The sequence below is a fragment of the Streptomyces sp. SM18 genome (genome assembly GCF_002910775.2).
GTDB lineage: Bacteria > Actinomycetota > Actinomycetes > Streptomycetales > Streptomycetaceae > Streptomyces > Streptomyces halstedii.
Map to the genome: position 1 here is coordinate 4,837,232 of NZ_CP029342.1, position 18,137 is coordinate 4,855,368.

Here is an 18,137-nt window from a genome sequence, read left to right on the forward strand (position 1 = left end):
CTCAAGAACATGAGCGACACCCCGGACAGCGCCGTCCGTACGTACACCCGGCTCCACCGCGCCGCCTTCCTCGCCGACCTCGCGGAGTGGCTGCGCATCCCGTCCGTGTCCGCCCAGCCGGAGCACGACGGGGACGTACGGCGCAGTGCCCAATGGCTGTCCGCCAAGCTCAAGGAGACCGGGTTCCCGGTCACCGAGGTCTGGGAGACACCCGGTGCCCCGGCGGTCTTCGCCGAGTGGCCCTCCGACGACCCGGACGCACCCGTCGTCCTGGTCTACGGCCACCACGACGTGCAGCCCGCCGCCCGTGAGGACGGCTGGCACACCGACCCGTTCGAACCGGTGGTACGCGACGGCAGGATGTACGGGCGAGGCGCGGCCGACGACAAGGGTCAGGTGTTCTTCCACACCCTGGGCGTCCGGGCCCACCTCGCCGCCACCGGCCGGGCCACCCCCGCCGTGCACCTCAAACTCCTCGTCGAGGGCGAGGAGGAGTCCGGCTCCCCGCACTTCCGCGCGCTGGTCGAGGAGCGGGCCGACCGCCTCACCGCCGAGGCCGTGATCGTCTCCGACACCGGCATGTGGGACGAGGACACCCCGACCGTCTGCACCGGCATGCGCGGCCTCGCCGAGTGTGAGATCGAACTGTACGGTCCCGCCCAGGACATCCACTCCGGGTCGTTCGGCGGCGCCGTCCCCAACCCGGCGACCGCCCTGGCCCGCCTGGTCGCAGCGCTCCACGACCCCGACGGCAGGGTCGCCGTCCCCGGCTTCTACGACGGAGTGGCCGAGCTCACCGACACCGAGCGGGACCTCTTCGCCCAGCTGCCCTTCGACGAGGAGACCTGGCTGCGCACCGCGGCCTCCCGGGCCACCGCGGGCGAGGCCGGCTACTCCACCCTGGAGCGCCTCTGGGCCCGCCCCACCGCCGAGGTCAACGGCATCGGCGGCGGCTACCAGGGGGCCGGCAGCAAGACCGTCATCCCCTCGTCCGCGCTGGTGAAGCTGAGCTTCCGGCTGGTCGCGGGCCAGGACCCGGAACGCGTCCAGGAAGCCGTACGCACCTGGGTCGAGGCACAAACCCCGGACGGCATCCGGCACCGGATCACCTTCGCCCCCGCCACCCGCCCGTGCCTGACCCCGCTCGACCACCCCGCCCTCCAGGCCGTGGCCCGCGCCATGGGACGCGCCTTCGAGAAGAAGGTCCTCTTCACACGCGAGGGCGGCTCCGGACCCGCCGCCGACCTCCAGGACGTGCTGGGCGCCCCCGTCCTCTTCCTGGGCATCTCCGTACCGTCCGACGGCTGGCACGGTCCCGACGAGAAGGTCGAACTCGACCTCCTCTTCAAAGGAGCGGAGACCACCGCCCACCTCTGGGGCGAGCTGGCCGCGGCACTCCGCTGAGTCCCTGAACGCCCGATCCACCCCCGGGGGAGTAGGAAGCACCTGTGAGCACCTTCGACAACGCCACCGCGGACCGGCCCATCGGTCTCACCGCGCCCAGCGGCATCGACCGCGCGGCGCACCACCGGCTCGACGAGGCCTGGCTCGCCGCGGCCTGGAGCCACCCGACGACCAGAGTCTTCGTCGTCTCCGGGGGCCAGGCGCTCATCGACGACACCCCCGAGGGCGGCACCGAGCTGCTCATGACCCCGTCCTTCGAGGCGCCGCTCACCGAGACGCACCGCTACTTCCTGGGCACCGACGAGAAAGGGGTGCGCTACTTCGCGCTCCAGAAGGACTCGTTGCCCGGCCGCATGGACCAGTCCGCCCGCCCCGCCGGGCTGCGCGAGGCCGGAATGCTCCTCGGGCCCCGGGACGGCGCGCTGATGGCGCACGCGGTGGCCCTGGAGAACTGGCAGCGCCTGCACCGCTTCTGCTCGCGCTGCGGTGAGCGCACCGTCATCGCCGCGGCCGGACACATCCGCCGCTGCCAGGCCTGCGGGGCGGAGCACTACCCGCGGACCGATCCCGCGGTGATCATGCTCGTCACGGACGACCAGGACCGCGCGCTGCTGGGACGCCAGGTGCACTGGCCCGAGGGCCGCTTCTCGACCCTCGCCGGCTTCGTCGAGCCGGGGGAGTCGATCGAGCAGGCCGTGGCCCGCGAGGTGTTCGAGGAGGCGGGGGTCACCGTCGCCGAGGTCGAGTACGTGGCCAGCCAGCCCTGGCCGTTCCCCTCCAGCCTGATGCTGGGCTTCATGGCGCGCGCCGGTGCCTCGGAGATCAACGTGGACGGCGAGGAGATCGAGGAGGCGCGCTGGTTCTCCCGCGAGGAGCTGACGGCCGCCTTCGCGTCGGGCGAGATCCTGCCGCCGTTCGGTCTGTCGATCGCCGCCCGCCTGATCGAGATCTGGTACGGCAAGCCCCTCCCCAAGCCCGGCGGCATGGCCTGAGACCCCGGTGACGACGGTGAGGCCCCCGCGCTCGGCGGGGGCCTCACCGTTGTCACCGGATCCGGGAGTCAGGCACCGGCCCCGGACTCGGGGATCAGGCGCCGACCTTCTGCTTCACCTGGGCCAGCGACGGGTTCGTCAGGGTCGAACCATCCGGGAAGAGCAGGGTGGGAACCGTCTGGTTTCCGCCATTGGCCTTCTCCACGAAAGCCGCCGACTCGGGGTCGTGCTCGATGTTGACCTCGGTGTACGCGATGCCTTCGCGGTCCATCTGGCCCTTGAGCCGGCGGCAGTAGCCGCACCACGTGGTGCTGTACATCGTCACAGTGCCCGGCATGTCGTCGGTGCTCCTTGTCTCGTCCGTCCCGCCTGGAAGCGGAACCTCTTCGCGTCGCGCGCGGAGAAGAGCCGGCCCGCGGAGCGGGAGACACTTCTCGCCTTGGGAAACGTACGGGACCCGACCGCCATTCCCACCGCCGCACCCCGCCCCATGGGTACGGCGGTGGGATCCCGGGGGACCGGCGGCGGGAAGGGCAGTGGGAAGGTACGACGAACGCCACCCCCTGTGGACAACCTCCGCGTCCGCCCCCGGCGACCTGGCAGCATGGCGGGGTGACAGCAGCAACGCATTCCACTCTCTTCCCTCAGGTCCCGGAGACCGCGGACGCCGTGCTCGACGGGCTGGACCCCGAGCAGCGCGAGGTCGCGCTGGCCCTCGGCGGACCCGTGTGCGTGCTGGCCGGAGCGGGGACGGGCAAGACGCGGGCGATCACACACCGCATCGCGTACGGAGTGCGCTCCGGGATCCTCCAGCCGTCGACCGTGCTCGCCGTCACCTTCACCAACCGCGCGGCGGGCGAGCTGCGCGGCCGTCTCCGCCAGCTCGGCGCGACCGGCGTGCAGGCACGGACGTTCCATTCCGCCGCGCTCCGCCAGCTCCAGTACTTCTGGCCGAAAGCCGTTGGTGGCGAGCTGCCCCGCCTGGTGGAGCGCAAGGTCCAGTTGGTCGCGGAGGCCGCGGCCCGCTGCGGCATCCGGCTCGACCGCAACGAGCTGCGGGACACCACGAGCGAGATCGAGTGGGCCAAGGTCACCCAGACGGTGCCCGCCGACTATCCGGCGGCGGTCGCCAGGAGCCGGCGGGACGCCCCGCGCGACCCCGCGGAGCTCTCCCAGATCTACTCGACGTACGAACAGATCAAGCGCGAGCGGTCGGTGATCGACTTCGAGGACGTCCTGCTGCTGACCGTCGGCATACTCCAGGACCGGCACGACATCGCCGACCATGTGCGCCGCCAGTACCAGCACTTCGTCGTGGACGAGTACCAGGACGTCAGCCCCCTCCAGCAGCGCCTGCTCGATCTCTGGCTCGGTGACCGGGACGACCTGTGCGTGGTCGGTGACGCGAGTCAGACGATCTACTCCTTCACCGGGGCCACCCCCGAACACCTGCTGGACTTCCGCACCCGCCATCCGCGGGCGACGGTCGTCAAGCTGGTGCGGGACTACCGCTCCACGTCCCAGGTGGTCCACCTGGCGAACGGCCTGCTGAGCCAGGCCCGTGGCAGGGCCGCCGCACACCGGCTGGAGCTGGTGTCCCAGCGCGGCAAGGGCCCCGAGCCCGTCTTCACGGAGTACGCGGACGAGCCGGCCGAGGCCGAGGGCACCGCGCGCAGGGTCCGCGACCTGATCGCCGCCGGGGTCCCGGCCGGAGAGATCGCCGTGCTGTACCGGGTGAACTCCCAGTCCGAGGTCTACGAGCAGGCGCTCGCGGACGCCGGTGTGCCCTACCAGCTGCGGGGCGCGGAGCGCTTCTTCGACCGGGCGGAGGTGCGGGAGGCGGGCGTGGTCCTGCGCGGCGCGGCCCGCGCCGGGGGCAACGACCCGCTGCTCGACGGGGCGGACGACCTGCCCGCCGAGGTGCGGGCGGTGCTGTCCACGAAGGGGTGGTCGACCACACCGCCCGCCGGATCCGGGGCGGTGCGGGACCGCTGGGAGTCGCTGGCCGCGCTGGTGCGGCTCGCCGAGGACTTCGAGCAGGCCAAGCCGGGGGCCACGCTCTCCGATCTGGTCGCGGAGCTGGACGAGCGGGCGGCCGCGCAGCACGCCCCCACGGTCCAGGGCGTCACGCTGGCCTCCCTGCACTCCGCGAAGGGCCTGGAGTGGGACGCGGCGTTCCTGGTCGGGATGACCGAAGGCATGATGCCGATTGCGTACGCCAAGACCGACGAGCAGGTCGAGGAGGAACGCCGCCTGCTGTACGTGGGCATCACCCGGGCCCGATTCCACCTCTCGCTGTCCTGGGCGCTGGCCCGTTCCCCCGGAGGGCGCGCGAGCCGCCGGCCGACGCGTTTCCTCAACGGGCTGCGTCCCGGCTCCACCGCGCTCGGCACCCGGGGCGGCACCGGGGGAGGCGCCGGTATCGACCGCGGCTCCGCCCCGGGGACCGGCGCGGCCCGTCCCGGCATCCAGCCGCAGACCCGGACCCGGCGGCGCGGACCCGTGCGGTGCCGGGTCTGCGGCAGGACGCTCACGGACGCCGGAGAGATGAAGCTGATGCGCTGCGAGGACTGTCCGTCGGAGATGGACGAGGCGCTGTACGAGCGGCTGCGGGCGTGGCGGGCGGTCCGGGCGAAGGAGATCAGCCAGCCCACCTATTGCGTGTTCACGGACAAGACCCTCATGGCGATCGCGGAGGCGGTGCCGGGCAGCGAGTCGGAGCTGGTCGTCATCGCCGGCGTCGGCAACCGGAAGCTGACCAGGTTCGGTGCCGATGTCCTGGCGATCTGCGCAGGTCAGACGGTACGTGTGGGTTCCGGGGAGGATGGCTGGGATGTGTGACGGAAACTCGTCGAAAAAATAGTTTGCGCCCGCAGCAGTCGTCACCATAGGTTCTTAACCACGGGAACAGCGACTTCTCTGAAGCCCTGACTCCGTGCTGTACTTATCCGAATACCGCAGGACCGGCCCCGGCCGGTCCCCCGAGACGCCGAGAGGAGGCGATTGAAGTGATCAGCATCATCAAGACCATCAAAATGACCGATCTCTCGGTCGTCTCCGCCTGCCCGCTCGGCGTCATCGCCTCTTCGGAACTCTCGCTCCGTGGGACCGGTCTGTCCGGCAGCGTCCCTGCCGTCAGCCCGCTGTCCCTGGCGACCCTCCCCGTGCGGGAGCGCAATGAGCGACCGTCCGAGGCACCGGTGGCAGCAGTAGCGAACGCACAGGCCCAGGCCTATGCCTTTGCGGCAGCCGGTGCAGGAGCCAAGAAGCAGACGCAGCACCACACGATGTGGGCCTTCCGTGGGCCTGAACCCTGGAGTGATCCAGCCTGATCCGGAATCAGGCCGGCGCCTTCAGGGCCGCGGAACCCCACTCGGGATCCGCGGCCCTTTTGTTTTGTCCGAACGGATGAGACGAGACGAAGGAGCCTCGGGACAGCAGGACCTGGTACCAGCCGCCAACCGGCCAACAGGCCGGCACGACCAGACGAGGACAACAGCACCGTGCACATCGAGACGCACGCCCCGTCCGTACCGCCTTCCGACACGATCTCCCCGCCCGGCCTCACGGAGGACTCCACCTTGCTCCCCCTCACCGCGCTCACCGCGCTCGACGACGCCATCGAGAACCTCGGCGTACCCGTTCCCTGCCGTGCCTACGACCCGGAGGTCTTCTTCGCCGAGTCGCCGGCCGATGTCGAGTACGCCAAGTCCCTCTGCCGGACCTGCCCGCTGGTCGAGGCCTGCCTCGCCGGGGCCAAGGAGCGGCGCGAGCCGTGGGGCGTCTGGGGCGGCGAGCTCTTCGTCCAGGGCGTTGTCGTCGCCCGCAAGCGGCCGCGTGGCCGCCCGCGCAAGAACCCGGTCGCGGCGTGACCACCGGGCTGGGGGTCATGTCCCCCTCGCGTACGAAGCGCATCGGAACCATCGATCGTCCCCAGACTCATGACCCCCGAAATCGAGCACCCATGACCACGCCCACGAGCGAGCCCGTCGGCTCCGCGACACCGGACGTCACCATCAGCGGCGCGAACGACTCGCGTCAGAACAGGACCCGTGAAATGCAACTCATCCCAGAAGCCCTGGCGCGTGCGCATATGCACGACCGCCTGCGGGAAGCCGAGGCGGACCGTCAGGCCGTACGCCTGGTGGCCGCCCGGCGGATGCAGCGCCGAGCGGAGCGCGCCTCGATGCGCGCCCGCCGCGCGCTCGCCATGGCGGTCATGCACTGAGGCGGTGACCGGCGGATCCCGATCCGTCGGACCGGGGCGCTCTCGGGTCCGGGGCCCGCGAATTCGGTCGCCCTCGGGTCCGGTCCCGATCCGCAGGGCCGCCGATCCGCCGGTCTGCCGGCCCGTCGGCCTGCCGGGCCGTCAGTCGCCGGGGCCTTGGTCTGCCGGGCAGTCAGTCGCCGGGCCCTCGGTCTGCCGGATCCGGCTTGGTCCCGCCGAGTCGGTCGGTCCCGCCGGACCGGTTTGGCCCCGTTGAACCTCCTTGGCCCCGCCGGGCCTCCTTGGTCCCGCCGGGCCCCCTTGGCCGCCGGGTCGCCGGGTCGGCTTGGTCCTGCCGGGCCGCGTCGGTTCCGCCGGGCCGGCTCGGTCTCGCCGGACCGGCTCGGTTCGCTGGGCCCTCTCGGTCCGGGCGGCCGTGATTCGGCGCCGGCATACGTACGACCCGCACGCGGGGCAACCGCTCTGCCTCGCGTGCACCCTCCCCTTCCATGGGGCCGGTCCTTCGGGCCGGCCCCGCAGTGCGTGGGCAGGTGATGCCGGCCGCCGCGCCCCGCCGGGTGGACGCGGCTATCGTCACCAGGGTGGACGAGGAGACACGGCACCCGCCTGGCCCGGCCGACGAACGCCTGGAGTGCGCCCGCTGCGGCGAGCCGGCCCACGACGCCACCGCCCCCGCGACCTGGGTCTGCTCCGTCGAGAGCGGCAGACACCACTACCTCTGCGATGTCTGCGCCCGCACCCACCTCAGGGCGATCGAGGGCCGGCTCGACTCCGACTGGTGGTGAAGCGCCCCACCCGGGCCCGCGAGACGCGTGCCGGGTCCGGATGCGGGGGTTGGGGCGCGGGTGCCGGATGCCTGTGCCGGGAGGCGCCGCGTCCGGTGCCTGACCGGTGACCTCCGTGGCGCGGCCCGTGGTGACGCCCGGTCGGGTCAGGCCCCCACCACCGCGCCCTCCCCAGACTCCGGTTCCGACTCGGACTTGGCCCCGGACTCGGATCCAGATCCGGACTTCTGCTCGGGCACCGGCTCGGGCGCAGGCTCGGACTCGGTCACCCGCTCCGACTCCGACTCCGGCTTCGGCTCCGGTTCCAACTCCGGCTCAAGGGCGGAGGCGAAGCCCGGTAGCCAGTTCTCCAGTTCGTCCCGCAGCCGCACCGTCGCGTTCAGCTGGCACAACACACCGATCGTGCTCAGCGTGACGCGGTGTATCAGCAGATAGGAGGGAGGGAGGTTCAGCTGCTTGCCCAACTGGTGGGCGGGCGAGCGGGGATCGGCGATCCTGGCGGCCTGCGTGCGCAGCCAGGAGCGGGAGAACGTGAACTCCTCCGCCTGCGCGGGCTCGATGATCGGCAGCAGGTAGTCCAGCACCGCGTCCGGGTCCAGCTCGATCGAGTCCTTGACGAAGCCCTCCTCTCGCAGCATCTCGTACACCTCCTCGGCCTGGCCGCTCAGCGTCATGCGCAGTGCGTCGCCGATGGGGCGGGGCAGTCCGTCGGGCAGCCGGTCCACGGTGCCGAAGTCGAGGACGCCCAGACGCCAGTCACCGAAGTTTCCGGACGCGGTGAAGGACTCGTCGGCCGCACCGTCGTCGGCGGACTCCGCGGCCTCCACGGAATCCGCGATCCGGTCGGGAGGCGGCAGCAGCCGGAAGTTGCCCGGGTGGGGGTCGGCGTGCAGCAGACCCGTACGGGCCGGACCCGAGAACAGGAAGCGTGCAAGCAGTTGACCCGCCCGGTTCCGCTGTTCGGGCGTACCGTCGGCGATCACCTCCGACAGAGGCGTTCCCTCCATCCACTCCGTCACCAGTACCTGTTCGCACTGGTGCACCACCCCGGGGATCACCACGTCGGGATCGTCCGCGAACTCTGCCGCGTGCTCGCTCTGTGCCCGCGCCTCCAGCGCGTAGTCCAGCTCCTCCGAGACCCGGTCGCGCAGCTCGGTGATGAGCGGCTTGATGTCCATCCCGGGGACGAGCGGACCGAGCAGCCGTGCGAAGCGGCCGAGTTGGGTCAGATCCGAGAGCAGCGCGTCACCCGCGCCCGGATACTGCACCTTCACGGCGACGTCGCGTCCGTCGTGCCACACCGCCCGGTGCACCTGACCGATCGACGCGGCGGCGGCCGGCCGGTCCTCGAACTCGACGAAGAGATCCTGCCAGTCCTCTCCGAGCCGCTCCGCCAGCACCCCGTGCACGGTGCGGGTGGGCATGGGCGGTGCGGCCTCCTGGAGTTTGGTCAGCGCCGCCCGGTAGGGGCCGGCGACATCCTCCGGCAGGGCGGACTCGAAGACGGACAGTGCCTGCCCGAGCTTCATCGCGCCCCCCTTCAACTCCCCGAGCACCTTGAAGAGCTGATCGGCGGTGCGTTGCTGGACCTCACGGGCCACGATCTCGGCGGAGCGCCCGCCGATCCGCTTGCCCAGACCCCAGGTGGCACGGCCGGCGAAGCCGAGCGGCAGCGCGGCCAGCTTCGCGGTGCGGGTGACCGCCTTGCGGGGAAGATCAGACATGTGCCCCTCCAGTTCACAGACTGCCGTGCCGCGTGGAGCATGCCGGCCCTGCCCCACCGGCAGCGGTCACCCCGCCATTGTGTCCTGAGTCGCCCCCGTGGCGGGGGTGAGCTCCCCCTCAGTCTGCCCGGCCGCGCCACAGGAGCAGTCGGTGTGCGGCCCGAGCCGGTCCGCGCGCCAGTCCAGCATCGGCAGGGCCGCCTCCCACCGCGCGCCGGTGCTGGCAGGCAGCTCACCGTCGAGGAAGGACAGCGCGTGCGCCGCCGCCAGCCCGGCCACCGCGGTCGCCAGACCCAAGTCGCAGGCCGGCACGGTGGTACGGCGGCCCGAACGCCACTGCGTCAGCATGCGCGGCCACTGTGGGTCCCGCTCAGCCCGGTGCAGCGCCAGACAACCCGCGCATCCGGTCCCGCCGGGGAGGACGAGCGGGCCCACCACCCCGGTGGCCTCGATCACCCCCGCGTAGAGATGGGGGGTCCCCGAGGCGATCCAGGGCGCCGCCGTGCCGGGGTCCGGGGCGTAGACCGAGAGACCGTCCCTCGGCGCCACCACGACGAGGGACAGCGGCGGCTCGCCTCCCACCGGGCCTCCGGCAGCGGTCTCGGTCGCGCGAGGCGCACCGTCCGTCGCGGACCTGCGGACCAACTGCCGGGCAGCCGTGTCCCTCCGCTCCCCGACCGCCGCCGCCGGAAGCCCGCCGGGCGCGATGTCCCACGGCTCCGTGCGGCCGCCGTCGAGCACGTCGACCAGGCCCACCCCGGAGGCGGAGAGCACCGCCGCGATCGACGCCCCCACCCGCCCGGCGCCTCTGACCTGGACCCGCGTCGCCCGCCGCGCCGCCAGTCTGCGCAGACCGCTCCCGGGCGTGGGGTGGACGACGGAGAGAGACGCCGCGTCGGGGCGCTGCCGGTCCATGGCCTGGGCCCGCCGTCGTAAGGCCTCGGCCTCCGGGCCGCCCGCCTTGGGGTCGTCGAGCAGCCCGGCCGCGGTCAGCCGCGCCATCAGGACGTCCACGTGCCGGTCGGAGAGGTCCAGTGCCCTGGCCTCCTCCCGCAGCATGGACAGCCCGCGTGTTCCGTCGAGCAGTTCGAGGAAACTCCCGGTGGCGATATCCATGGGTCCCAGCGTCACCGCGTGCGCGGGGGTCACACCGAATTGCACGGTGTTCCGTCCGCGCCAGGCGCGGCGCAGCGCGGGCTTCAACATCGGATGCATGACTTCTCCCCGGTCGGTGTTGGGTGTTCGGTGTTCGGTGTCGCGTTGACGGGCCGTCGCTCAGCGAGCCCGCGTTCGACAGGCGGTTGTTCCGAGCCCTCGTTCCGCGACTTCCGGTGCGCGGACCTTCGGTGTGTGGAGCCGTTGCCAGAATGCAATGCGCGGGAGATGCGCGCCGAAAGTTATCCACAGGTCGCGGCATTAGTCGTTCAAATGGTGCGCGCCGAGAAGCCGATCATCCACAGGCACGAGGCGGGGCGGGACTTCCCGTGCTTGCGGAGGGTAACGTCGTGGCGTGTCCGCCGACCCCTCGTTCGGCCGCACCGGGGAGACCCCCGCGCGCAGCGCCGGACGCCCTCAGTACAGCGCCGCGGCCCACCGGCCCCGCGCCTCGTCGACGAGCGCCGTGGAGGTCCGCAGGAGCGCCCGGCGCAGCAGGACGGTCTCCGCGTACCGGGAGGGTGACCGCACCATCGTGCTGATTCCCGCCCGGATGTCGGAGGCCGAGGAGCGGCGCTGGGTCGGGGTGATGCTCGACAAGCTCGCCGCGCAGGAGAGCAAGCGCGTGATCGGGGATAGCGAACTCGCGGAGCGGGCCGAGCGGCTGTCCGGCCAGTACCTCGACGGCCGGGCGCGGCCCGCCTCGGTCCGCTGGGTCACCAACCAGAACACCCGCTGGGGTTCCTGCACCCCGGCCGAGGGCAGCATCCGCCTCTCGCACCGCCTCCAGGGCATGCCGGAGTACGTCGTCGACTACGTCCTCCTCCATGAGCTGGCCCATCTCCTCGTTCCGGGCCACGGGCCCCGTTTCTGGCGCCTGTTGGAGGCGTACCCCCGTACCGAGAGAGCCCGCGGCTATCTCGAAGGTGTCGTCGCCGCGGAACGGCTGCCGCATCTGCCGGCGGCCCGGGAGCGGTGACGTTCCGCGGTTGTGTACCGGGTCTGTACCGACGTGGCTCGATGTCGGCGGCAGCGGTTAGCCTGACGCGACGTATGCACCTTCGGGATGGGGGACGGTCGTTACGCATGGCCAGGGAATTCCAGCGGGGCCACAAGGCCAAGATCAGTGATCTGACAGCAGGGAGGGATCTGTACGTAGGCGTACGGATCGCTGCCCCCGGCCTGACGTTCGACATCAGCTGCTTCGGTCTCGACGCCCATGAACAGCTCTCGGACGACCGGTATTTCGTCTTCTTCAACCAGCCGAAGTCGCCCGAGGAGTCCATTCAGCTCCTCGGTGCCCAGGCGGGGGACACGGAGTCCTTCCGCGTCACCCTCGACCGTGTTCCGGCGAGCATCCACAAGCTGTCCTTCACCGCCACGATCGACGGTGCGGGACAGATGTCCCAGATCGGGCCCGGTTACATCCGGGTCGTGGCGGGGGGCGAGGAGGTGGTGCGGTACGCCTTCGACGGCCCGGAGTTCACCACCGAGCGCGCGGTCATGCTCGGCGACTTCTACCTCAAGGACGTCTGGCGCTTCGCCGCGGTCGGCCAGGGGTTCGACGGCGGGCTCGACGCGTTGCTGAGGAACTTCGGCGGCGAGGTCGCCGAGGACGAACCGGCCGACCCGCCACAGGGGGCCGCACCGGCGTTCGCCCCGCCTGCCCAGGCCTCCCCGCCGCCGGCCTTCGCCGCCCCGCCCGCACCGCAGGCTCCCCAGCCGCCCCCGGCGTTCGGCACCCCCGAGCCCCCCGCTCCCGCCCCGCAGCCGCAGTCGATCCACGCGGCGCCGACCATCGCGGCGCCCATGGCCCTCGTGGCCCCCACGGGTGCGCCCCCCGCCCCACAGGCACCGATGCCGCCGCAGGCCCCGTACGCACCGGGGCCGCCGCCGCCCCCGGCCCCGTACGGACAGCCGCCCCCGCCGCCGTTCGGCCACGTCCCCGGCCAGGGCGCGGCGCCCGCCCCGCCGCCGTTCGGCCAGCACCCGCCCGCTCCGTTCGGCCAGCAGCCACCCGGTGCGCACGGTGTGCCCCAGGGCGTACCGCAGGCCGGTGCCGGTCTGCTGGCCGCACTCCAGCCCTACAAGGAGACGGCGACCGGGCAGCGCTGGACCTCGCAGAGCAGTCAGCTCATGCGCGCCGACCTCACCATGGGCGACATGCCCGTGCTGGCCCGCCAGGGCAGCATGGTCATGTACCAGGGCAAGGTCGACTTCGGTTACAAGGGCGCCGGCTTCGCGGGCCGGGTCGTCGGCAACGCGACGGGCCAGGAGATGCAGCTGATGCGCTGCACCGGCCGCGGCCAGGTGTTCTTCGCCGAGGACGGATCGCATCTGCACCCCGTCGAGTTGCAGGGCGACGGCATCTGCGTCTCCGCGGAGAACGTCCTCGCGTTCGACGAGTCCCTGCAGTACGAGGTACGCCGGATCGAAGGGCACGGGATCCCCGGCGGCGCCCTGTTCACCATGCAGTTCCACGGCACCGGGACCGTCGTGGTCAAGACCCACGGCACACCGGTGGTCCTGCCGGTCACCCCCACCACCTTCGCCGACTGCAACGCCGTGGTCGCCTGGTCGTCCGCGTCCCAGGTGATCATCTCCAGCCAGGTCCGGCTCCGCCGCAACGCCTACCCGGGGCACAGCGGGGAGACCGTGAACCTCCAGTTCCGGGGCGCCCCCGGGAACTTCATCGTCGTCCAGCCCTACGAGGTCTGAGGGAGCCCGTCATGAACCAGCAACTCGCGGGCTACGCCCCGACCCCCGTCACGGCCCGGATGGAGAACCACGGCCACACGATGCTCAAGGTCGCCATGGCCACCGGCCAGGACCTCTACGCACGGACCGGTTCGATGGTGGCCTACGAGGGCTTCATCCAGTACGAGCCCAACCCGCCCGCCGTACGGCAGATCGCCTCACAGTGGATCACCGGGGAGGGCACGCCGCTCATGAAGTGCTCCGGCGACGGGCTCCTCTACCTCGCCGACTACGGCGCGGACGTCGTCGTCGTCCATCTGAACGACGAGGCGCTGTCGGTCAACGGGACCAACCTCCTGGCGTTCGACGCCCATCTCACCTGGGGCGTGGAGCGGGTCAAGGGCCTGGCCAAGTTCGCCGGTCAGGGATTGTGGAACGTCTGCGTCCGGGGCACGGGCTGGGCGGCCATCACCTCGCGCGGCACACCGGTCGTCGTCGACTGCGGCCGGGGCGAGGACGAGACCTACGTGGACCCGGACGCGCTCGTCGCCTGGTCCCCGAACCTCAAGGTCAAGGGCAAGCGCAGCTTCAAGGCGGGCTCCCTGATCGGTCGGGGGAGCGGCGAGGCATACCAGATGGCCTTCTCCGGCCAGGGCATCGTCGTCGTCCAGCCGAGCGAGGACAGCACCGACCGCCTGCGGATCCGGAACTGAGCGGGGGAGGAACACACCATGCAGAGTCCGCTTTTCACCCACACGGAACAGCAGTCGCAGGACCGGTACACCGTCCAGAACCCGCAACTCCTGCGGCTGTCGCTGACCGGCCACGACGACGTCCTCGCCCGCAAGGGCGCCATGGTCGCCTACCAGGGGCTCATCGAGTTCGACGGTGAGTACCAGTCGCACGGGCAGCGCAACGCCCGGCTGAGCACCGGCGAGGGTCTGGACCTGATGCGCTGTTCGGGCCAGGGCACGGTCTTTCTGGCCAACCTCGCCCAGTACGTCCATGTGGTCGACGTCGACCACGAGGGCATCACGGTCGACAGCGCGTATGTGCTCGCCCTGGACTCCTCGCTGCACACCGAGGTCATCGCGGTGGACAGCCAGTACGGGATCTCCGGCACCGGCAAGTACCAGCTCAACATCTCCGGGAGCGGCAAGGTCGCGCTGATGACCTCGGGCCGGCCGCTGATGATGCAGGTGACACCGGACAAGTACGTCAGCGCCGACGCCGACGCGATCGTCGCCTGGTCCAGTGGTCTGCGGGTGCAGATGCAGGCGCAGACCCACTCCTCGGGCGTCTTCCGCCGCCGGGGCGGTACGGGCGAGGGCTGGGAGCTGAGCTTCCTCGGTCAGGGCTTCGCCCTCGTGCAGCCGAGTGAGGTCCTGCCCCCGCAGAACGCCGAGATCGGCCAGGGCATGGCGGCCCAGTTCGGCGTGGGCCAGCACGGGGCCCACGGCCAGAACCGGAACAACGCCTGGGACTGAACCGAGGCCGTGACCGGAACAACGCCTGTACTGAGCCGGGTCGAGGCCGGAACCGGACCGACACCAGGACTCACCCGGGCCTGGGGCGCGACCGGAGCAACGCCGAGACCGACCCGGGCCCGAGCCGGAGTCACGCCCGGAACCGGCCGGGCACGTGAGCGGTCCCGGCGGAGGTGGGGGCGGCCTCGGACGGGACCGCCCCCGCCTCCGCGCGCCGCCCCGCCGGGCTACCGCCCGTGCTCCAGCCGGGCGCGGGTGTGCTCCACGAGCCGTACGACCGAGGTGTCGGCCACCCCGGCCACCTCGTCGTAACGGAACCAGCGCAGATCCAGCGACTCGTCACTGATCCGCTCCACCGCCCCGGCCGGCACCGTCGCCGCGTACTGCACGTCGAGGTGCCAGTGGCACGGCGCGGGGATCGGATGGCGGTCCAGCCGCACCGGCCCGCCGGGCAGCAAGGCCAGCCCGGCGATTCCCGACTCCTCCCCGGCCTCCCGCAGGGCGGCCGACGCCAGGGTGGCGTCCTGCGGCTCGCAGTGCCCGCCCATCTGCAGCCACATCCGCAGCTTTCTGTGCAGGGTCAGCAGGACCCTGCCGCCCTCCGGATCGATCACCAGGGCGCTGGCGGTGAGGTGCCCGGCCCCGCAGGCCTTCCACATCCCGTCCGGGTGGGCGGCCAGATGGTCCAGATACGTCTGCCGCAGCTCGGTCTGGCCGGGGTCGGGCACGTCGTACTCCTTGAGTACGAGCGTCGCGTCGTCGTGCAGGCTCACCGGTCGGTGTCGCCCTTGCCGTCGCTCCCGGACTCGTCCGGCCCGTCCTCGCCCGCCGTCCCGGGGCCCGGCTTCCCGTCGGACGGCTTGCCGTCGGACGGCTTCTCGCCTTCCGGCCTCCGCGGGTCCTTCGCCGCCTCGCCGAGCATCTTGTCCAGCTCGGAGAAGTCCAGCTGCTCGTGGTGCACGAAGCCGTCCGGATCGTCCAGGTCCTGTGCGGTGGGCAGCATGTCCGGGTGCTCCCACAGCGCGTCCCGGCCGTCGACGCCCCGGGCGTCCGTGAGCGAGGCCCACAGCCGCGAGGCGTCCCGCAGCCGGCGCGGACGGAGCTGGAGACCGATCAGGGTGGCGAAGGTCTGCTCGGCGGGACCACCGGACGCCCGGCGCCGGCGCATCGTCTCGCGCAGCGCGTCCGCCGAGGTCAGACGCGGCTTCGCGGCCTCGTGCACCACCGCGTCCACCCAGCCCTCCACCAGAGCCAGGGCCGTCTCCAGACGGGCCAGCGACGCCTTCTGCTCCGGGGTGTCCTCCGGCTGGAACATGCCCTGCTGGAGCGCCTCCTGCAGCTGCTCGGGCTGCGAGGGGTCGAACTGACCGACGACGTCCTCAAGCTTGCTCGTGTCGACCTTGATGCCGCGCGCGTACGCCTCGACCGCGCCGAACAGATGCGACCGCAGCCACGGCACATGGGCGAAGAGCCGCTGGTGGGCGGCCTCACGCAGCGCGAGGTACAGCCGCACCTCGTCCTGCGGGACGCTCAGGTCCTTCCCGAACCGCTCGACGTTCAGCGGAAGCAGCGCGGCCTTGCCGGCCGGACCCAGCGGAAGGCCGATGTCGGTCGAGCCCACGACCTCACCGGCGAGCACGCCCACGGCCTGCCCGATCTGCTGGCCGAACATGGCGCCGCCCATCGACCGCATCATGCCGATCAGCGGGCCCGCCATGGCCTGCATCTCCTCGGGCAGCACATCGCCCATGGCCAGCCCGACACGCTCCGCCACCGGGTCCACCAGCTGCTGCCAGGCCGGGAGCGACGCCTCGACCCACTCCGCACGGCTCCAGGCCACCGACGAGACGGACCCGGAGGGCAGGGAGGTCACCCCGTCCAGCCAGTGGTCCGCCAGACGCAGCGCCTCGTCGACCGCGGACCGCTCGGTGGGACCGACACTGGCGTCCTTGCTGCCGTCCGCGGTGCCCTGCGACACGGTCTGGCGGGCGATCTGCTTGGCCATGTCCCAGTTGACCGGGCCGCCCTCGTAGCTCAGCATCTGGCCGAGCTGCTGGAAGGCCGCTCCCAGGTCGTTCGGGTTCATCGAACCGAACATCGCGGCGAACGGGTTGTCCCCGCCCGCCCCCGGCCCGAAGCCGAACGGGTTCGCCGGCCCGCCCGAGCCCTGCCCACCTCCGGTGGGGTCCTTCTTCTTGCCCTCGTCGCCGTCGTCCGGCTCCTCCGGCGGAAGGCCGAATCCGAATGGGGTGTCACTCACGGGTTTCCTCGGCTCGTAGGGCCGCCGGCTGGAACCGACGGCGGCTGCCCGACATCACCATCCAGCGTAGACACCCGAGACCGCTCAAGGCCTCAGTGCTCCGCCGGCTCCCGGCCTGCGGCAGGATGGACGCCACCTGGTACGTACGCGCCTTTCCGGTACGTACTGAAGACAACCGCTGGAGACGCCCGGTGAGTTCCCCAGATCCGCAGGTTCGCGCAGCGCGAAACCTGGCCGACCCCTCGCCCGAAAGCACGCCCAAGAAAAACCGCTCCGGCAACCGGGGCCCCGTCGTCGCGGTCACCGGCGCCGCGACCGGCGTCGGTGCCCTGCTCACCGCCCACCTCGCCGCCGCCGACGAGGTCAAGCGGGTCGTGGCCATCGACGAACGCCGCGGTGACGTCCCCGAGGCCACCTGGCACGTCCTGGACGTACGGGACCCCGCGATCGCCGAGAAGCTGCGCGGTGCCGACGTCGTCGTGCACCTGGCCCTCGACCTCGACCTGGAGACCGACCCCGCCGCCCGTACGGCGTACAACGTGCGTGGCACGCAGACGGTCCTCACGGCGGCGGCCGCCGTCGGGGTGCGCAGGGTCGTGCTCTGCACCTCGGCGATGGTCTACGGCGCACTGCCCGACAACGACATCCCGCTCGCCGAGGACGCCGAGCTGCGGGCCACGGCGGAGGCGACCGGTGTCGGCGACCTCCTGGAGATCGAGCGGCTCGGGCGGCGCGCGCCCCGCGCCCACCCCGGACTCGACGTCACGGTGGTACGGCCCACGGTCCTGGTCGGCGGTACGGACACCGCCCTGACCCGCTACTTCGAGTCGCCCAGGCTCTTGGTCGTCGCGGGATCACGCCCGGCCTGGCAGTTCTGTCACGTGGACGACCTGGTGACCGCCCTGGAGTACGCGGCGCTGGGCAGGATCGACGGCGAGTTCGCTGTCGGCTGCGACGGCTGGCTGGAGCAGGAGGAGGTGGAGGAGCTCTCCGGGGTGCGCCGGATGGAGCTGCCCTCCGCCGTCGCCCTGGGAGCCGCGGCCCGGCTGCACCGCATTGGTCTCACGCCCTCCCCCGCCGGGGACCTCGCCTACACGATGCACCCGTGGGTGGTCAGCGTGAGCCGGCTGCACGACGTGGGCTGGCGGCCGCGCTGGACCAACGAGGAGGTGCTCGCCGCGCTCCTGGAGGAGGTGGAGGGACGCCACACCGTCGCCGGGCGACGGCTCGGCCGCAAGGACGCCACCGCCGCGGGCGCCGCCGGGGCGACCGTCGCCCTGCTGGGCACGGCCGCGCTGGTCAGGCGGGCCCGTAAGGCACGCCGGCGCTTCTGAGCGCCGCCCCCGCCCGCACGGCTCGGCCCGCCGCGGCTCCTGTAGGACGCTCCAAGGCGCCCGGCGGGGCA

At 72.0% G+C, this 18,137-nt stretch carries 17 protein-coding genes; 12 read left to right on the top strand and 5 right to left on the bottom strand.

From position 1 onward, the window contains the following. The first annotated feature begins 9 nt into the window (after nucleotides 1-9). Both B9S64_RS22005 and nudC read left to right on the top strand, forming a co-directional pair. Nucleotides 10-1,404 (top strand): dipeptidase, encoded by a 1,395-nt coding sequence (locus tag B9S64_RS22005; protein ID WP_103491525.1) that lies wholly within the window; start codon nucleotides 10-12, stop codon nucleotides 1,402-1,404. A 44-nt stretch (nucleotides 1,405-1,448) separates the two neighbouring features. Further along, the gene (gene nudC, locus B9S64_RS22010) at nucleotides 1,449-2,396 is read left to right on the top strand and encodes an NAD(+) diphosphatase (RefSeq protein WP_164348565.1); all 948 of its coding nucleotides are present in this window, start codon (nucleotides 1,449-1,451) and stop codon (nucleotides 2,394-2,396) included. A gap of 94 nt (nucleotides 2,397-2,490) precedes the next feature. Here nudC and B9S64_RS22015 read toward each other — a convergent pair whose 3' ends face one another. Beyond that, a complete protein-coding gene (locus B9S64_RS22015; protein WP_103491526.1) occupies nucleotides 2,491-2,733 on the bottom strand; it encodes a mycoredoxin in 243 nt (80 codons plus the stop codon). A 275-nt stretch (nucleotides 2,734-3,008) separates the two neighbouring features. On the opposite strand from B9S64_RS22015, the gene B9S64_RS22020 reads away from it, so the two are divergent. The 5 genes from B9S64_RS22020 (at nucleotide 3,009) to B9S64_RS22040 (ending at nucleotide 7,409) form a co-directional block, all read left to right on the top strand. Continuing rightward, nucleotides 3,009-5,237: an ATP-dependent DNA helicase UvrD2 gene (locus B9S64_RS22020; protein ID WP_103491527.1), complete on the top strand. Its 2,229-nt coding sequence runs from the start codon at nucleotides 3,009-3,011 to the stop codon at nucleotides 5,235-5,237. A gap of 167 nt (nucleotides 5,238-5,404) precedes the next feature. Next, nucleotides 5,405-5,728 (top strand): hypothetical protein, encoded by a 324-nt coding sequence (locus tag B9S64_RS22025; protein WP_103491528.1) that lies wholly within the window; start codon nucleotides 5,405-5,407, stop codon nucleotides 5,726-5,728. Nucleotides 5,729-5,899: 171 nt separating this feature from the next. Then, a complete protein-coding gene (locus B9S64_RS22030; protein ID WP_028438881.1) occupies nucleotides 5,900-6,268 on the top strand; it encodes a WhiB family transcriptional regulator in 369 nt (122 codons plus the stop codon). Nucleotides 6,269-6,285: 17 nt separating this feature from the next. After that, the gene (locus B9S64_RS22035; RefSeq protein WP_028438880.1) at nucleotides 6,286-6,624 is read left to right on the top strand and encodes a hypothetical protein; all 339 of its coding nucleotides are present in this window, start codon (nucleotides 6,286-6,288) and stop codon (nucleotides 6,622-6,624) included. Between the two features lie 581 nt (nucleotides 6,625-7,205). Continuing rightward, on the top strand, nucleotides 7,206-7,409 hold the full coding sequence (locus tag B9S64_RS22040; RefSeq protein WP_103491532.1) for a hypothetical protein: 204 nt from the start codon (nucleotides 7,206-7,208) through the stop codon (nucleotides 7,407-7,409). Between the two features lie 146 nt (nucleotides 7,410-7,555). Here B9S64_RS22040 and B9S64_RS22045 read toward each other — a convergent pair whose 3' ends face one another. Both B9S64_RS22045 and B9S64_RS22050 read right to left on the bottom strand, forming a co-directional pair. Next, on the bottom strand, nucleotides 7,556-9,133 hold the full coding sequence (locus B9S64_RS22045; protein ID WP_103491529.1) for an AarF/ABC1/UbiB kinase family protein: 1,578 nt from the start codon (nucleotides 9,131-9,133) through the stop codon (nucleotides 7,556-7,558). Between the two features lie 66 nt (nucleotides 9,134-9,199). Further along, a complete protein-coding gene (locus B9S64_RS22050; RefSeq protein WP_103491530.1) occupies nucleotides 9,200-10,348 on the bottom strand; it encodes a ThiF family adenylyltransferase in 1,149 nt (382 codons plus the stop codon). Between the two features lie 295 nt (nucleotides 10,349-10,643). On the opposite strand from B9S64_RS22050, the gene B9S64_RS22055 reads away from it, so the two are divergent. From B9S64_RS22055 to B9S64_RS22070, 4 genes are all read left to right on the top strand, one after another. Then, a complete protein-coding gene (locus B9S64_RS22055; protein WP_103491531.1) occupies nucleotides 10,644-11,267 on the top strand; it encodes a M48 family metallopeptidase in 624 nt (207 codons plus the stop codon). A 107-nt stretch (nucleotides 11,268-11,374) separates the two neighbouring features. Continuing rightward, a complete protein-coding gene (locus B9S64_RS22060) occupies nucleotides 11,375-13,006 on the top strand; it encodes a TerD family protein (protein WP_109492093.1) in 1,632 nt (543 codons plus the stop codon). A gap of 11 nt (nucleotides 13,007-13,017) precedes the next feature. Then, entirely contained in the window at nucleotides 13,018-13,698 is a 681-nt protein-coding gene (locus B9S64_RS22065; protein WP_103490692.1) for an AIM24 family protein, read from the top strand. Nucleotides 13,699-13,716: 18 nt separating this feature from the next. After that, a complete protein-coding gene (locus tag B9S64_RS22070; protein WP_103490691.1) occupies nucleotides 13,717-14,472 on the top strand; it encodes an AIM24 family protein in 756 nt (251 codons plus the stop codon). Between the two features lie 227 nt (nucleotides 14,473-14,699). Here the strand turns inward: B9S64_RS22070 and B9S64_RS22075 are convergent, their stop codons facing one another. After that, nucleotides 14,700-15,245, bottom strand: a complete 546-nt coding sequence (locus tag B9S64_RS22075) for an NUDIX hydrolase (RefSeq protein ID WP_103490690.1) — start codon at nucleotides 15,243-15,245, stop codon at nucleotides 14,700-14,702. Then, on the bottom strand, nucleotides 15,242-16,732 hold the full coding sequence (locus B9S64_RS22080; protein WP_103490689.1) for a zinc-dependent metalloprotease: 1,491 nt from the start codon (nucleotides 16,730-16,732) through the stop codon (nucleotides 15,242-15,244). Before B9S64_RS22080 ends, B9S64_RS22075 begins: the two co-directional genes overlap by 4 nt. Nucleotides 16,733-16,923: 191 nt before the next feature. Here B9S64_RS22080 and B9S64_RS22085 point away from each other — a divergent pair, with 191 nt between their 5' ends. Further along, nucleotides 16,924-18,066, top strand: a complete 1,143-nt coding sequence (locus tag B9S64_RS22085) for an SDR family oxidoreductase (RefSeq protein WP_103490688.1) — start codon at nucleotides 16,924-16,926, stop codon at nucleotides 18,064-18,066. Nucleotides 18,067-18,137 lie beyond the last annotated feature (71 nt).

Excerpts from the sequence above, each read along its gene's own strand:
- B9S64_RS22005 (WP_103491525.1), top strand. The coding sequence starts at position 10 with ATGAGCGACACCCCGGACAGCGCCGTCCGTACGTACACCCGGCTCCAC.
- B9S64_RS22015 (WP_103491526.1), bottom strand. The coding sequence starts at position 2,733 with ATGCCGGGCACTGTGACGATGTACAGCACCACGTGGTGCGGCTACTGC.
- B9S64_RS22035 (WP_028438880.1), top strand. The coding sequence starts at position 6,286 with ATGTCCCCCTCGCGTACGAAGCGCATCGGAACCATCGATCGTCCCCAG.
- B9S64_RS22045 (WP_103491529.1), bottom strand. The coding sequence starts at position 9,133 with ATGTCTGATCTTCCCCGCAAGGCGGTCACCCGCACCGCGAAGCTGGCC.
- B9S64_RS22050 (WP_103491530.1), bottom strand. The coding sequence starts at position 10,348 with ATGCATCCGATGTTGAAGCCCGCGCTGCGCCGCGCCTGGCGCGGACGG.
- B9S64_RS22060 (WP_109492093.1), top strand. The coding sequence starts at position 11,375 with ATGGCCAGGGAATTCCAGCGGGGCCACAAGGCCAAGATCAGTGATCTG.
- B9S64_RS22065 (WP_103490692.1), top strand. The coding sequence starts at position 13,018 with ATGAACCAGCAACTCGCGGGCTACGCCCCGACCCCCGTCACGGCCCGG.
- B9S64_RS22070 (WP_103490691.1), top strand. The coding sequence starts at position 13,717 with ATGCAGAGTCCGCTTTTCACCCACACGGAACAGCAGTCGCAGGACCGG.